The sequence below is a fragment of the Photobacterium rosenbergii genome (assembly GCF_003026455.1).
Taxonomy (GTDB): Bacteria; Pseudomonadota; Gammaproteobacteria; order Enterobacterales; family Vibrionaceae; genus Photobacterium; species Photobacterium rosenbergii.
In genome coordinates, this window is sequence record NZ_PYMB01000020.1 from 1 (window position 1) to 14,789 (window position 14,789).

Genomic DNA, 14,789 nt, shown 5'->3' on the forward strand with positions numbered 1-14,789 from the left:
ACTCCGGGTCAGCGCAATATCGTTAAAGTGTCTGACATCATGAAGCTAGAGAAAGCGGGCTACAAGGTAGATGTTGATGCCAAAGGCAATGCGCAAGTATTGGATAAAGACGGTAACGTTGCAGGTGTTGTGACTAAGAACGGCAAAGGCGGCTATAGCTTTGTAGATGCCAAAACAGGTGAGCGCGGCGGCTTTGTTATTGCAGACGATACAGTTAAGCCTATTGACCCGGATACACCGAATAACGGTAAGAAGCCAACCCCGATTAAGCCGGACGACAAGAATGGTAATGGGGGCTCAAACCTGACTCCGGGTCAGCGCAATATCGTTAAGGCATCTGAAATCAAGAAACTTGCTGAAGCTGGTTACTCTGCAAAGATTGACGCTAAAGGCAATGCTCAAGTGTTTGATAAGAGTGGAAAGCTTGCTGGTGTTGTGGTTAACGATGGTAAAGGTGGTTACCAAGCAGTAGATACAAATACAGGTGAGCGAGGCAATTTCACTATCGTTGATGATACAAACAGCGATGTGCCTAATCCGAACCCAATAATTGATGACAAAGAGATTATTACACCAATCGTTGATGAAATTGAGCAAATCCGTGATGTAGCAAATCGCACTGTAGAAGACATTTACAGCAATGGCTCTGCAGTAGCCGCTAAATCAGTTGCTAACGAAAACCGCATCAACAAGCTAGAAGATAGCTTCAAAGATATGGCAGCCCGTCAGGATAAGTTCGAAGACAAATTAAACAAAATGGACAAGAAAATGGACGGCGTTATGGCGGGTACCCATGCGGTAACTAACGCCCGTCCAATGGTTGCGGGTGGTCAAACTGCCTTTGGTGTTGGTACTGGTTTCGCTGGTTCAGCACAAGCGGTAGCGGTAGGTGTTGCCCACAATTTCAAAGACTCTGCATGGTCAGTTTCTGCAACTACTAACGTTTCTACCGGTAGCGGCGTGAAGACCCAGGTATCGGGCGGCGTTGGCGCACACTACGTGTTCTAAGCATTCCCACATCCTGTTTAAGGCTGCTACAGGCAAAAGAGGCAGCCCATTTACCAGTAACTTAGTCATGGGGTGACTCGTTACTGTTAAGTGTCTCCACACTTACCAGTTGATGCCTGGTTAAAAGCATCACACCAAGTTCGCTAGGCTTGGTGGATGGTTATAGAAAAGTAGCCGGTCCCTAGCCACCGGCTTAAAGCTCAAGGCTAGGGCACTTAATTAATGGATAGTGGCAGATTCCAGACTCCATTAGATAAGTGTTGTCCCTATGCGACGCTGAACGGGCGGGGCCCCGTATAAACAGCCTCCTGGTCGAGCAATCTGCCAGCTGCAACTCACCCGCTGGTATATCGGGCAATATATACCGAATGTTCATGTTATGTATTGTGTTGATACTACTTTTCTAGGTATGTCTTTGACTGTTCGGCCACTCTATTATTTAGAGTGGCTTTTTTTTTAATCGAACTATATGATCCATCGCGTATAGTGATTAAGGGTTAAATCATGACAAAAGACATCAAGGCACATGAGACTGCAAGCGGCCTGGCGTGGGTTGCAACACGACTTCTCAACAATAAGATTCAACTTGCAATCTCTGAGCGTTATAACGAAATCAACGTTGAACAATTAACTATGCTGATGGAGTTGGCATACGAAGATGGGATCAGGCCAACCACTTTGGCTAAGCGTATGACACGCAGCAAAGGGACTATCTCTAGCCTTATTCGTCATGCGACCAAAAATGGCTATATTGCTTCAGCGCCGGATCCAGCAAACAAAAATGCCAAGCGTATTCACTTGACGATCAAAGGCAAGGAAGTTCACGATGAGTTGATGCCGATTCTGATGGATATATTGATTGGTTCTACCGAAGGCATTGATCCTGCCGATTTGGAAGCCACCCAGCGAGTGATGACCAAAATCATCAAAACCGAGTATCCCGAGTACTTCGAATATTAAAAAGAAGGTCGCCACTTAGGCGGCCTTTTTTTCACCCTTTTCACTGCTATTGACATGCCCCTTTTTGTTGCCCGCCTTTTCCAACATATTGTTTTTTGCCGAATACGGCTCTTGTTATGAGTCTAAAGCCAATGCTCTCGAGTTTGGTGTTATCTAATAGCTCCCATTAGGCCTTATTGAACAATTGATTTGTTGATATGATTACTGTCAATATGTTTAATATTGAATTTAAGTAATTAACACTTTGAGGAGTACCTATGGCTCATTTATCAATGCCTGCCTTAATTGCCATGTTTTCCGCTGCCTGTACGACAACGGATTCATTTTCCGTGATGTCCGTTAATGAGCCGGAATGCATACAGAAAACAGTGAAGATGCCTTGTGATAGACAGCCTATAGACGCGTACCTTGATGAAGCGACCGGGGAGGCGGTTTTGGTAGGGGAACGCAATGATGATTCAAATGGTTAGCGGAGAAGGCTGTATACATCCTGAATTTTGGTTCGATATGAAGCCTTTTCTATTGATAAGGTTTAATGTTGAATCTATTATCTCCGCAACAACATGAGTGACGGATGTAGAAGATATGTTCAAACAATCAAAATTTGCTGCAGTGATGACAATTACCGCTTTGGGGATGGCTTCCATGCTGGCTCCGGTTCAAGCTGCCGAGCAAGACCCTAACCCCGCCGATCTGACCCAAACCAACACCTTTGTGTGGATGAGTGCAGATAACAAAGGCAATACCAAGGTAAATCTCGGCCTTGCCGGGCAATACAGTGAGGGGAACACCTTCCTCGGCCTTATCGAGCATGGTGTGAAGTTCCAGAACAACTTCAAGGGGACCGATGGGCAAAACTCCCGCCTGCGCTACTTCCAGGTTTTGGATACCGGTTCGAGTCTGGCACCCAAAGCCGGTGCCAGTGTGGACTACATGAAAGGCTGGAAGCACAAAGGTGTGGAGAGTGACATTGTGGCACTGGGCGGTATTGCCAAAGTGAATACCCCGATGGACGCATTAACCATTTATCCCAACCTGGCTTATGTGACGGGTGACATTAAAGCGGGTGGGGTAAAGAAAAGCGTGAGTGGTTATCAGGCCAATCTGTTTGCTTCTCTGGCGCTGAGTGAAAGTGGGAACTACGCCATCTTCCAGCCGCAGTGGATGGACACCAATATCGGTTCGAAGTTTGAAATGAAGACCGGTTTCGGCGCGCCGGTGACAGACAGCGGCAAGCTTTGGATGAATGTCGACCATGTATTCACCAGTGTGGATCTGAAAGGTGTCAATGGCGGTATGGGCCGTGATAACGACAACAAATTTGAAGTCGGTATTTCTTACTATTTTTGATAATTGCAGGATAGTCACTATGAATAGCCACCGAACACGGTGGCTTTTTTGTGCTTGGCGTTTAAATATGGCCAGCAGTGGCATTAACTTAATCTAGATTAAGTTTTGCTGTCAGGATCCCCGTTATTATCGGCCCCCGCTTTTTGCTGTACCGAACGATATTTGTAGAGGATTGGACTTGAGCACTTTGTTTACTGAAACCCGCATTGGCAAGATGACGCTAAAAAACCGCTTCATGCGCAGTGCGACGTGGGAAAATATGGCAACCGAAGATGGCCATATGACAGACAAGCTATACGCTATCTATGAAGAGCTTGCCCAAGGTGAAGTCGGCCTGATCGTGACCGGTTATGCAAACATTGTTGAAGAAGAGAAGCCCAATGCCGGGATGATGGGGATCTACAATGACTCCTTTATTGATGAGTATCAGAAACTGACCGAACTGGTACACCGGAATGATTCCAAAATCGTAATGCAACTGGCCTATGGTGGCACCAAAACCACTTTTGACCTTGGCGAAAGGGTCATCTTCGCACCAAGCGAAGTGCCGGAAAAAGGCACCCAAACCTTGGGCAAGGCGATGACCAAAGAAGAAATTGATTACATCGTCAAGGCATTTGCCGAGGCCAGTTTGCGGGCACAGAAGTCAGGTTTTGATGGGGTTGAAATCCATGCTGCCCACACTTACCTGATCAACCAGTTCCTCAGTCCCTACTACAACCGTCGCGAAGACGAGTACGGCGGCAGTCTGGAAAACCGCATGCGCTTTTTGATGGAGATCTACGCCGAAACCAGAAAGTTGGTCGGCGACGATTTCCCTATTCTGGTAAAGCTGACGGCGACTGAGTTTTTTGACGGTGGTGTGAGCTTTGACGAGACCCGCATTGTTTGCCAGAAACTCGCTGAGGTTGGGGTGGATGCCATCATCATCTCGGGCAATATCCACGGCAAGGCAAACACCATGGTTGGCCAGTCATTCGATGGCTATACCATCCAAGAAGAAGGTTACTTTCACGAATATGGCCATGTTATCAGCCAGGAAGTTAACGTGCCTGTTATTACCGTTGGTGGCCTGACGGATATTGCTGCGATAGAGAAAATTGCTGATAGCACAGGTATTCAATACTTCGCACTATCACGCCCATTGCTGTCCGAACCACATTTGATCAAGCGATGGAAGGAAGGGGATAGAACGCCAGTTGAGTGTGAGCGCTGCTCGAAGTGCCGCACCAAACGCGGAAATTTCTGCGTAGTGAACAAGGAAAGAAAAACCCAGCTTGCGCAAATGTAATTTGAGCGGGTTTGAATCTTGTTGAACGTAAAGCCAGCAAAATGTTGCTGGCTTTTTTGATCTTGCTTGCTGCCGTGGAATACTGACCTTGCCATGACCCTATACGTGCAGGAATGGTGTATTGATGACTTTAATAAAAAGCGCCGGTAAACGTAGGCGTGAAACACTTTTTAATTGTTGTGCTAACAATTGAAGGGTAGACAGTAAAGAGTAGTGAATGATGATAAAAACAAAAGCCAAATTACTTTCGGTGGCATTGGCTGCCGCATTGCTTGGGGGCTGCGCCAGTTACAGCATTTCAGAGCAGGACATGACCAATTACCTGCAAGACTCGGTTAGCCTGGACCAATCGGTCGGGGTGGAAAATGTCATGTATGCCGAAGTGGCGGTAGATGATTTGGAAGTCAAAATTGGCCGGGCCGATGCCGACAGGGTGTCAGTATTTGCCAGTACCAATGCCCAAGTGCAGATGCTTAGTATGAAGAATGTGGGATTAGATCTAGACGTAGAGTTCAGTGCTGTACCTGAATATGACAAAGACACGGGTGAAGTTTATTTGAAATCGCTGCGGCTTGAGCGCTTTGACGAGAGTAGCCAGCAGCTAACCCCTGAGGTTAAGAAGTTATTGAAGCCTGCGGTGTCGATGATCGGCTATGCTTTATCCAAACAGCCGGTTTATAAGTTGGATAGCTCAAAGGTACAGGAAGCCTTGATCAAATCGGCCGAGCCGAACCTGGTTATCAAAAACAACAAGCTGGTTATCGAACTGTTTGATTAAGCTCAACTTTGTGCTGAGGCATGAAGAGAAAAGGATTAGCGACAAAGCTAATCCTTTTTTTTTGATTCCAACTTTAATCACTTCACTAAAACATATCCGTTTGTGTCTCGCACGCTATGACTATTATCGCAATCGTTGTTTGGGCTTTCAGCTAGGCATTTTTGAGTGGCTGACAAATCAAGCTGTACGCTATTGCGCGACTTTATGTGTGTCGCAATAGCTGAGCCTAGCAATATTACCGAAATAGCTAGAAAAGGCTTAACAAATCGTTGTGAAAATACCATGCGTGTTTTTCCTTGTTTTTTTTAAAATTTCAAATTTCCTTTGGATATATTATAAGACAAATTGATGGATTAAGTTGAGTTCGATCAATTTTTATTATGCTGGTTATTGTTGTGCTACTAGGTGTTTATTCTTTTCATGAAAGGATGTGTGGAATTAGCTTGGTATTATGGGCCAGTAAGTGCCATGTGATGCTGTCGTTACTGACTGAGGCAAACAGGTTTGTCGCAATTACCTGTCAAACAGCCTTCTTGCCATAATCTGTAGGTTGGCATCGTACATTGCTGGATACTTCATCGTGTTCTATTTCTCTGTCGACCAGTTTGCGGATGGTAAACCGGGCAATATCAAGTTCTTGGTTGAGTTGGATGAGCTTGTAGTGGACAGCCTCATACTGCCTACGGACTTTTCGGTAGCGTTTGGAAAGGAAAAAGACGGCACTTAGCACCGCAGTGTTCGTCAGTATTATGATACCAATCATGAGTCCCAGCATGGTGTTACCCCTTAGTTTTATTTATTGATACAAATTTGTCTATTTGAGGGCATCCATGCCAATTATCGTCGTTAACGATAACCTTTTGGTTTGTTGTTGAACCTGCTTTCAGGTACCTATTTATCTAATAGTGCTATTACAGTGGAGGCGATATCCTCTTCACTCTTATGTGCTTGGAACAGAACGACATACTTGCTGTTGATGACCAGTGAAGGGACAGCATTGACTTCATAGGCCGTGCTGATGTGCTTGGCCCTGTCTACCTCTGCCTTGATTGCCTTGACGTTTCGTTTTGCCGTTTTTGCATCATCGCCCTTGCTGTAACGCTTGATTGTCTTCATGGCTTCATTGAGCCTGACTTCAGCACTACCGCCACTTTGCATCGCATCAAATAAATCTGCTGTGAAGGCGTCGAGCTTGTCCGGCGTAACCATTAATCGTCCCGTATAGTATAGGGAAGCTTGCATTTCAGTCGGACGGTTGTAGACAACATGGACTTTGTCTATCGGTTGTTCGATGCGTTTGGCTAACCGGGCAAAGATCTGCTCCAGCGAATGACAGGCATGGCAGCCGAGTGCAAAAATCTCGGTGACGGGTGCCAGTTTAATATCACCCGTGGTATCTACCGTTTCGTAGTGGATCCCCTCTATCGGTTTGGTTGCGGCATTGACCTGGGCAGCAAGAAGCATCCAGAACACCATGGTTATCAGGCTGTTTGTTTTCACGGTTGTACCCCTCCTATTTCGTGGTGGTGATTATACATATTTAGGTTTGATGTAAAACCTAAATATTTTGTGGTGTTTTTTTGCTCTTTGTTAAGGTGAATAGTTTGGCCCTGGATAGTGTTAATCTGGCGCGAATTTCCTTAAGATCAGAGATTAGGGATAGATGAGGATGTGTGGCTGAAGATGGGGTTATCGTTCGCTGGCAAAAGCATTATTGCCATTTGTGCAGTGCCGGGGTTGTTAGCTGATGCTTTTGCATCAGGACAACCAAAAGAAATCACGCTTTGGCGCCATCAGACGGGGACTAGCGAGATGCGTGCCAGCGCAGATCAGGTAGCTCGTTTTAACCAGTCCCAGCAGCAATGGAAAGTGGTGGTTGAGTCACTGCCGCAGGCGTCATACACCGAGTCAATTACCGCAGCAGCCCTGGCCCGTCAGCTGCCCTGTATTTTGGGGGTCGATCAACCGACCGTTCCCAACTTTGCTTGGTCTGGTTTTCTGCAGCCTTTATTCCCTTTGTTGGCTCCATCTACTTATCAAGGTCTCAGTGTTGGCGGTCGCGGGATGTATCAAAATCAGCTGTATTCCGTTGGCCCCTTTGATGTTGCATTGACGCTTTTTACCCGCTATTCCATCTTGGAGCGTTTTCAAATCCGGGTGCCTAGCTTGTCTTCGCCTTGGACAAAAGAAGAGTTTGATTCCGCTTTACAGAAGCTGAAAGCGTCAGGGGAGTTTTCATACCCGCTGGATATCAATGCCGCATGGGGGGATGAGTGGCCAAGTTATGGTTGGGCGCCATTAATGCAGAGCTTTGGAGCTGATCTGATTGACCGCGCAACCTATGTTGAAGCAGAGGGCATCTTGAACTCACCTGAAGCGGTTGAGTTTGCTGATTGGCTCTCCCAGCTGGTTGAATTTGGCATGATTGATCGCCGCCCGGCAGATAGCCAAGGATTTATTAATGGCCGTACGGCGATTCACTATACCGGCAGCTGGTCAGTCAGGGATTATCAGCAGGCGTTTGGTGAGGATCTGGCTATTTTACCAGTGCCGGATATGGGGCAAGGACCGGTGATTGGCGGTGGCTCTTGGCAATGGGCGATAACCACCAGTTGTAAGGTACCCGACGGGGCTGCAGCCTTCATTGATTTCGTGATGCAACCGGAAGAAATTGCCCTTTTTTCCAAGACTACGGGCTTCATACCGACAAAATCCTCTGCTGCCGAGCTGACTGCGAACTACAACATAGAAGGCCAGTGGCGAGTATTTTACGAGTTTACAAAGCGATATACTGTAAACAGGCCGGCGACACCCGCGTATGCCATAATTTCAGCTTCTTTTGCCAAAGCAATGCGCGATACCTTAGATGGCGGCGAGCCGCAGGAAGAGTTGGATATGGCGGTCGATAATATTGAACGCAGTATTTACAACAACCGTGGCTTTGGCTTTTCACTGCCTCAGGAATAATGACGGATTAGAAGATTAGTAAGACATGTTGCTCAAAGGAATGACATTAGAAAAAAGACAGCGAGCTTGGGGCTGGATGATGGGGGGACCGGCGTTTTTTGGCCTGACTTTCTTTGTCATTCTGCCTTTTATCATGGCAATTGCCATGACCTTTACTAACCAGCGCCTGCTGTCTCCGTATCCGACCGAGTTTGTTGGCATGCAAAACTATGAGCGACTGCTGGGGATCAATTACGTTGTCCTTTCACCCTTGGAAGATAAGGCTGGTGAGCTGATTTTGGATGAGGATGATGAGCCAATATACCCCCGGCTACGGACGGTGCTGAGAGCCGATTATCCCAAACTGCGTTACTACTACGAACTTGCCAGTATTAAAGTCTGGGATGACAAAGAATTTGTTTTGCTGGCACGCGACCCCGTTTTTTGGCGCTCGTTATGGAATACCCTAAGTTTTGTTTTGCTGGTGGTACCGCTGCAAGGGTGTGTGGCCCTAGGGCTGGCGCTGCTGGTGAACCAAGGGCTCAAAGGGACACTTTTTTTCCGGACGGTATTTTTTGCTCCGGTCGTAACCTCTATGGTGGTGGTATCGATTGTCTGGACCTTCCTCTACCATAAGGACTTGGGCGCAATAAATGTCTATTTGCACTGGTTTTCGTTAGGGCTTTTGGGCCCTGTGGACTGGCTGGGCGATAAAGCCTGGGCAATGCCCTCTATAGTCATGATGTCGGCATGGCAAGGGGCCGGTGTACAGATGCTGATTTTCCTTGCCGGGTTGCAATCGATCCCCAAAGAGCTTTATGAAGCGGCCAGTATTGATGGTGCCAACCGCTGGCAGCGCTTTCGATATATTACCTTGCCGGGTCTCAAGAACACTTTGGTGTTTATTGTTATTTCAACCACCATTGCGGCATTTGGTTTGTTTACCCAGGTCGATGTCATGACTCAGGGCGGTCCGCAGGATTCAACTTCAACCGTAATGTATCACGCGATTACCCAGGGGTACCGGCAGATGGATATCGCCTACGGGGCGACCATTAGTGTGGTGTACTTTGTTGTTATCTTCGTTATTGCCCTATTGCAGAAGCGTTTTATGAGCCGGAGGCAGAAGTAATTATGGCTTTACGTTTGCATTTCAATAACCGGTACCAGCGACTCATGATGTACGCGCTGATGCTTTTCCTCGCTTATATCTTCGCTTTTCCTCTGCTGTTTATGCTGGTGTCATCGTTCAAGCCGGATGCGCAGATTTTCAAAGATCTCTATTCGCTGCGGGCGATATTGCCAAGCGGCGAATTGTCCTTGGATAACTATCATGCGGTGTTTGAGAAAAGTAATATTGTACGCTTCTTCTACAACTCGATGTTCATTACCGGCGTCAGTGTGCTGCTGGGGTTATTGATTAACTCTATGGCGGCGTTTGCCTTGGCGAGGCTGCGCTGGAAGGGGCAGGCGTGGATATTGGCCGGCATCATCGCTTTGCTGATTGTCCCTTTCGAAGCCATCGTGATCCCGCTATTGATGCTGGTGGCTAAATTGCCATGGATAGAGTGGCATGATGGGCAACTGATCCTTGCCCAGTCGTGGCTCAATAGCTACCACGTACAGATTTTGCCCGGTGTCGCCAACGCGTTTTCCATCTTCCTGTTCTACCAGTTCTTCAAAGATATCCCGAAGGATTTCGATGAAGCTGCAGCCGTCGATGGCGCGAGCCCATTGCAGATTTATTGGTGGATCATCGTGCCGATGTCGAAGCCGGTATTTGCGACGGTGGCGATATTGCAGTTCCTGACCAACTGGAACCAGTACCTGTGGCCGGTCATGGTGGTACAGAGTGAAGATGTCAGGCCGGTGATGGTGGGTATGCAGCAGTTCTTTGGCGTTGATACCTCATGGGGCGAGGTTATGGCATACGCTACCTTGATCACGCTTCCGGTATTAGTGGTGTTTTTGTTGTTCCAACGCCGGTTTGTCCAGTCGATGGCAGGCGCGGGGATCAAAGGCTGATACCTTCTAATATGGTGAAAGGCGGGGAGTAACGTTGGACATAGTTGCAGGCTGAATGTTTCACATAAAACCATATAAATATTCGATTAGACGGTTTTTTGACGGCTGGTAATATGCGCTGAAGGAATTTTGACGCATATGATAAAGGTCTGAAATGAAAGGAAGTAAAGGGTTTACGCTAATCGAACTTGTGGTGGTTATCGTAATCTTGGGGATATTATCGGTAACGGCTGCACCGCGTTTCCTGAACCTGCAGTCTGATGCGCGTATCGCGACGTTGCAAGGGGCAAAAGGGGCTGTGGAAGGTGCCAATGGCATTGTGTACGGCAAGGCTGCGATTCAGGGGCTGGAGTCGAATCCCACCGGAGAGCTTGATTTAGGTGGAGATGAACCTGTTGCTTTGGTTTACGGTAATCTGAAAATGAAAAAGTCTTATCTAGAGCAAGCGATGAATACCGATATGATCATCGAAGATGAAGTTGATACCTCTGGTGGGGAAGATAAGGTTTTCGGAGTTCTAATTTATAATCCACCAAAGCGAACCAAAGCAACTGATGTTCAATGCTATTTATCAGTTCGAAATACTAATGAGACAGGGGAGTTGAATTTCTTTTTAGAAGATTCTGAGTGTTGATCTCGCTTGTTGTATTGAGTTTAGAGGCCACCCAGTGGCCTTTTTTGATCCCTTAACAGAACGTAAAGGCGAAATGGCGCAGAAAACCGGTAAGAGCTCTTTACTAGCAACCATTTTAGGAAAGTGAGTTTTCAAAATATCTTCCTAGGCCAAGCTTGACCTTGATGGGCACATCATTATGATTGCCCCCAGACCAATACCCAAACCCATTATTACGGAGGTGCACAATATGACTAAGCTGACTAGCAAGCATTCATGCGTCTTCGTTACCAAAATTGCTTACCTCAAGCAGCCCCAAATCGCTTAGTGCAGGCAGTAAATAATACTCACTTATTTACTGCCGAAGAATGATGCGAGACCATGCCCAACACTATGCGCACTCTAGCTTGCCGATAAAAAGATAATGCAAGTAGTTTGCTGTGGCTTACTCCGCTCTTCCGTCGGCTTTCAGTTTTTCTTTTTATGAGAACGAAACGATGATGAATAACAAGCACTGGACGAAAATGGAAATGCTCCATGAAACCGTCAACAACAAGAATATTTCCATCAAGGGCACCCATAGCTATTACAGTGATGCCTACGACAATGGTTTCGAGCGTTCAGTGGTGCGCTACCTCCATGGTGATGAGCAGACCTGTCACCGCGAGCCGCGTTGGGAAATCGACAAGCTACATATAGGCGATTACGTCTGCATCGGTGCCGAAGCGGTCATTCTGATGGGGGGCAACCATACCCACCGCGCCGATTGGTTTTCGCTCTACCCATTTATGGACAAGATAGACGAAGCCTACCAAGCCAAGGGCGATACCTGTCTTGGTGATGGCTGCTGGATTGGTATGCGTGCGATGATCATGCCGGGGGTTACCATTGGCGAAGGGGCGGTTGTCGCTGCCAATAGCGTGATCACCAAAGATGTCGAGCCGTATTCCATTGTTGGCGGCAGTCCGGCGAAAACTATTCGTAAACGTTTTTCTCAAAAGACGATCGAACGCTTGCTAGCCCTGAAAATCTACGATTGGCCCGAGAGCAAGTTCGAGGCCCTTAGAGCAGTGATATGCAGCGACGATATTGATGCATTGGAACTTGCTCACCGCAATTACCCAAGCTGATCAGCGGATAGCAGCCTTTAGGGGCTTCTATAGGCTGCTATTTACTTCTGTTGCGTCGTTATTTTCATCAGTAACTTAATAAACCAAATTTAATTTTGGGGTTTCTTTTATTTACGTAAAGGCGAAAGCGTGATGTAAGTACCTAAAAGTTGGTAAAAAGTTAAGTTGTTAATGTTGTTTTGTGTGATTTCGAGGCGTAAAGTGTCCAGCAGTTTGAGAAAATTGACCTTGAGTATTTACGTAAACTTTACGAAAATAGTTAAGTGATTTGTTATGGGGAAGAAAATGAACGTCATGGAACCAGTCGAAATTCCAAAAGCGACCATCAAAGAAGCGGCAGAAAGAGCTGGCGTTTCGATTGCATCGGTTAGCCGGGCTTTGAACAACAAGCCGGGAATTAGCGAAAAAACACGTAAACGCATTTTAGATATCTGCGCTGAGCTTAACTACATCCCGAATACCTCGGCGAGGGAATTGACCGCTGGGCATAGCAATACCATTGCTATTTCTATGGGCCCGCATGACTTCGTGGCCTCGCGATACCTAGGTATGCTTTGGCCTGCATTATCTTCAGCTATCCGTAAGAAGGGCCAGAACCTATTACCGGTTGAGCAAGATACCGATATCAGCCAGATCACAGGGGCTATTTTGCTCGGGGTCGAAGATAATGACGCCCGTGCCAAGTACCTGAAAGAGACTGGGGTTCCTTTTGTTTCAATAGGTTGCAGTGATGGCGTGTTCTGGGTTGCCCCTGATGATTTCAATGGTGCCCGTCAAGCAACCGAGCATTTATTGGAGCGAGGACGCAAGCAAATCGCTTTTGTTACCCCGACGGTTTACGGTGGCGGTTACCAATTCCGCTACCAGGGTTATATGTCGGCAATGGCGAGCAAGGGCCTGCCGGTGAGGGAAATCCGCACAACTAGCCAGCCACTGGGGGAGATTGCCGCTTACCGTTACTTCCTCAATATGGACGAAAAACAGCTGGAATCCCTAGATGGTTTCGTTTGTGAATGTGACGAGACGGCGATTGGTTTGATTGCGGCATTGAGGGATAGGGGCTATCAAGTCCCGCAAGACTTCTCTGTCGTCGGTTACGATGGGTTGCCTGGTGTTTCGAAAGACCTGACGACCATTGTTCAGGACCCGCACGATATTGCCGATAAGGTTTCCGAATTGCTTGAATCGGCGATTGCCGGTGAAATGCCCCGTGGTGCCGTGATCCCTGTCACGTTAAAAGTCGGCGAAACCAGCTGATTTAGTCAAATCTATACCTTCCCCAAATAAATCAACGTAAAAGCGTGACGAAAGTCGCGCTTTTTTTATCTCTACAGCAAATTCCTCCTGCCTATTACGTTTTTGTGATCGCGTTAACGTAAGCGTTTACGTTAAGATCGTAAACTCACCTCAGATTTTACGGATTGGACGAAAAGGTGAGGACAACAATGAAGAAAAAAGCATTGGCGTTATCTCTGCTGTTAGCGGGCATGGCTTCCCACACAATGGCTGCAACTGAAGTGACGATTGCGGGTTGGGGCGGCAATGATGTCGTTGCCATGAACAAACTGGTGAATGATGTCCTGGTTGAGGACTTCAAGGCGGCGGGTATTGCTATCAAATACATGCCGGTTGAAAGTGACTTCGGGCAGTACATCATCAATGGTTTGTCTGCGGGTACGGCGCCGGATGCGTTTTACATTGATGTCTTGATGGCTCAGGCATTGGTGAACTCTGGCAAGGTTGCCGCAAACGACAAGAGCCTGGATAAGGTCTCAGAGCAAATCCTTCCTAACCTGAACCTAGCGTTCACCCTAGAAGATAAGCAGTATGGTGTTGCTAAAGATTTCAATACCTTAGCGCTGCAATTCAACAAAGATATCTTCGATGATGCCGGTGTTGACTACCCAACTAACAAAGACTCCTGGGCTGATCTGCTGACTAAGCTAAAAGCTATCAAAACAGAGCTGGGTGATGAAGTCTCTGGTATCTGTGTGATGCCTGACTACGCACGTTTCGCACCATTTGCGCTATCAACCGGCTGGAAGCCATTTAACGAAAATGGCCAAACCATTTTGGATGATGATTTCCGTCGTGCATTTGAGTTCTACACTTCGCTTAAATCCGAGGGCGTAGGCATCCTGGCCTCTGATATCGGCCAAAGCTGGGGTGGCGGTTGTCTGGGTACCGAAGAGACGGCTGTTGCCATCGAAGGTAACTGGATTAGCGGCTACTTGCGCGATAAAGCGCCGAACATGCAGTACGGCTCAACGATGATGCCAATTGACAGTAAGACTGGCGAGCGTGGCAACCTGCTGTTTACGGTGGCATGGGGTATCAATGGTGACGGTGCCAATGTTGAAGCGACCCGCAAAGCTGTCGATATTCTGACGAGCCAAAAAGCGCAGAACTGGGTGCTGGATTCGGGCCTTGCCCTGCCAAGCCGTGCAGACCTGTCAGAGGCAGAATACTTTGCCCAGCCTGATCAGGAAAACCAGCTAGCGAAAACCATTTTCGATGGTGCTTCAAGCGGTAACGTGATGCCATTTGCCTTCGGTCAGCATGGCTCGAACTGGATGCAACCAGTGAACGAAGCCCTGAATGCCGTATTGCTTGAGCAAATGACCGCTGATGAAGCGATCAAGATGGCTCAGGCGAAATACGACGCCATGACTGGCAAGTAAGCGAGGT

The 14,789-nt window shown here is 47.3% G+C and carries 15 protein-coding genes; 13 read left to right on the forward strand and 2 right to left on the reverse strand.

Annotation, left to right across the window (positions count from 1 at the left end):
- The 6 genes from C9J01_RS23075 to C9J01_RS23100 all read left to right on the forward strand — a co-directional run.
- Positions 1 to 1,008, forward strand: a 1,008-nt coding sequence (locus C9J01_RS23075) for a YadA C-terminal domain-containing protein (RefSeq protein WP_170114929.1), incomplete at its 5' end; no start/stop codon positions are given.
- Between the two features lie 504 nt (positions 1,009 to 1,512).
- Positions 1,513 to 1,968, forward strand: coding sequence for a MarR family winged helix-turn-helix transcriptional regulator (locus C9J01_RS23080; protein ID WP_107300487.1), 456 nt, complete (start codon positions 1,513 to 1,515; stop codon positions 1,966 to 1,968).
- Between the two features lie 257 nt (positions 1,969 to 2,225).
- Positions 2,226 to 2,438 carry a hypothetical protein gene (locus tag C9J01_RS23085; protein WP_107300488.1) on the forward strand — a complete coding sequence of 71 codons (213 nt, stop codon included), beginning with the start codon at positions 2,226 to 2,228 and terminating at the stop codon, positions 2,436 to 2,438.
- A gap of 115 nt (positions 2,439 to 2,553) precedes the next feature.
- Positions 2,554 to 3,318, forward strand: a complete 765-nt coding sequence (locus C9J01_RS23090; RefSeq protein WP_107300489.1) for a hypothetical protein — start codon at positions 2,554 to 2,556, stop codon at positions 3,316 to 3,318.
- Positions 3,319 to 3,496: 178 nt separating this feature from the next.
- Complete coding sequence (locus C9J01_RS23095; protein WP_107300490.1) at positions 3,497 to 4,609, forward strand: NADH:flavin oxidoreductase; 1,113 nt, start codon at positions 3,497 to 3,499, stop codon at positions 4,607 to 4,609.
- A gap of 220 nt (positions 4,610 to 4,829) precedes the next feature.
- Positions 4,830 to 5,387 (forward strand): YceB family lipoprotein, encoded by a 558-nt coding sequence (locus tag C9J01_RS23100; RefSeq protein ID WP_107300557.1) that lies wholly within the window; start codon positions 4,830 to 4,832, stop codon positions 5,385 to 5,387.
- Between the two features lie 520 nt (positions 5,388 to 5,907).
- Here the strand turns inward: C9J01_RS23100 and C9J01_RS23105 are convergent.
- Together C9J01_RS23105 and C9J01_RS23110 are read right to left on the reverse strand one after the other, a co-directional pair.
- The gene (locus tag C9J01_RS23105; protein WP_107300491.1) at positions 5,908 to 6,162 is read right to left on the reverse strand and encodes a hypothetical protein; all 255 of its coding nucleotides are present in this window, start codon (positions 6,160 to 6,162) and stop codon (positions 5,908 to 5,910) included.
- 116 nt (positions 6,163 to 6,278) lie between these two features.
- Positions 6,279 to 6,887, reverse strand: coding sequence for a thioredoxin domain-containing protein (locus tag C9J01_RS23110; protein WP_107300492.1), 609 nt, complete (start codon positions 6,885 to 6,887; stop codon positions 6,279 to 6,281).
- Between the two features lie 171 nt (positions 6,888 to 7,058).
- On the opposite strand from C9J01_RS23110, the gene C9J01_RS23115 reads away from it, so the two are divergent.
- The 7 genes from C9J01_RS23115 to C9J01_RS23145 all read left to right on the forward strand — a co-directional run bounded on the left by C9J01_RS23115 (position 7,059) and on the right by C9J01_RS23145 (position 14,782).
- Entirely contained in the window at positions 7,059 to 8,354 is a 1,296-nt protein-coding gene (locus C9J01_RS23115; RefSeq protein ID WP_237157048.1) for a sugar ABC transporter substrate-binding protein, read from the forward strand.
- A gap of 25 nt (positions 8,355 to 8,379) precedes the next feature.
- Positions 8,380 to 9,465 (forward strand): carbohydrate ABC transporter permease, encoded by a 1,086-nt coding sequence (locus C9J01_RS23120; protein ID WP_201797861.1) that lies wholly within the window; start codon positions 8,380 to 8,382, stop codon positions 9,463 to 9,465.
- Positions 9,466 to 9,467: 2 nt separating this feature from the next.
- A complete protein-coding gene (locus C9J01_RS23125) occupies positions 9,468 to 10,358 on the forward strand; it encodes a carbohydrate ABC transporter permease (RefSeq protein WP_107300494.1) in 891 nt (296 codons plus the stop codon).
- Positions 10,359 to 10,512: 154 nt separating this feature from the next.
- Positions 10,513 to 10,992, forward strand: coding sequence for a type II secretion system protein (locus tag C9J01_RS30100; RefSeq protein ID WP_107300495.1), 480 nt, complete (start codon positions 10,513 to 10,515; stop codon positions 10,990 to 10,992).
- A gap of 479 nt (positions 10,993 to 11,471) precedes the next feature.
- Complete coding sequence (locus tag C9J01_RS23135; RefSeq protein WP_107300559.1) at positions 11,472 to 12,101, forward strand: CatB-related O-acetyltransferase; 630 nt, start codon at positions 11,472 to 11,474, stop codon at positions 12,099 to 12,101.
- Positions 12,102 to 12,386: 285 nt separating this feature from the next.
- Positions 12,387 to 13,358, forward strand: a complete 972-nt coding sequence (locus tag C9J01_RS23140; protein WP_107300496.1) for a LacI family DNA-binding transcriptional regulator — start codon at positions 12,387 to 12,389, stop codon at positions 13,356 to 13,358.
- A gap of 188 nt (positions 13,359 to 13,546) precedes the next feature.
- Positions 13,547 to 14,782, forward strand: coding sequence for a type 2 periplasmic-binding domain-containing protein (locus C9J01_RS23145; RefSeq protein ID WP_107300497.1), 1,236 nt, complete (start codon positions 13,547 to 13,549; stop codon positions 14,780 to 14,782).
- Positions 14,783 to 14,789: the final 7 nt, after the last annotated feature.

Excerpts from the sequence above, each read along its gene's own strand:
- C9J01_RS23125 (WP_107300494.1), top strand. The coding sequence starts at position 9,468 with ATGGCTTTACGTTTGCATTTCAATAACCGGTACCAGCGACTCATGATG.
- C9J01_RS23105 (WP_107300491.1), bottom strand. The coding sequence starts at position 6,162 with ATGCTGGGACTCATGATTGGTATCATAATACTGACGAACACTGCGGTG.
- C9J01_RS23145 (WP_107300497.1), top strand. The coding sequence starts at position 13,547 with ATGAAGAAAAAAGCATTGGCGTTATCTCTGCTGTTAGCGGGCATGGCT.
- C9J01_RS23080 (WP_107300487.1), top strand. The coding sequence starts at position 1,513 with ATGACAAAAGACATCAAGGCACATGAGACTGCAAGCGGCCTGGCGTGG.
- C9J01_RS30100 (WP_107300495.1), top strand. The coding sequence starts at position 10,513 with ATGAAAGGAAGTAAAGGGTTTACGCTAATCGAACTTGTGGTGGTTATC.
- C9J01_RS23140 (WP_107300496.1), top strand. The coding sequence starts at position 12,387 with ATGAACGTCATGGAACCAGTCGAAATTCCAAAAGCGACCATCAAAGAA.
- C9J01_RS23100 (WP_107300557.1), top strand. The coding sequence starts at position 4,830 with ATGATAAAAACAAAAGCCAAATTACTTTCGGTGGCATTGGCTGCCGCA.
- C9J01_RS23120 (WP_201797861.1), top strand. The coding sequence starts at position 8,380 with ATGTTGCTCAAAGGAATGACATTAGAAAAAAGACAGCGAGCTTGGGGC.
- C9J01_RS23085 (WP_107300488.1), top strand. The coding sequence starts at position 2,226 with ATGGCTCATTTATCAATGCCTGCCTTAATTGCCATGTTTTCCGCTGCC.
- C9J01_RS23135 (WP_107300559.1), top strand. The coding sequence starts at position 11,472 with ATGAATAACAAGCACTGGACGAAAATGGAAATGCTCCATGAAACCGTC.
- C9J01_RS23090 (WP_107300489.1), top strand. The coding sequence starts at position 2,554 with ATGTTCAAACAATCAAAATTTGCTGCAGTGATGACAATTACCGCTTTG.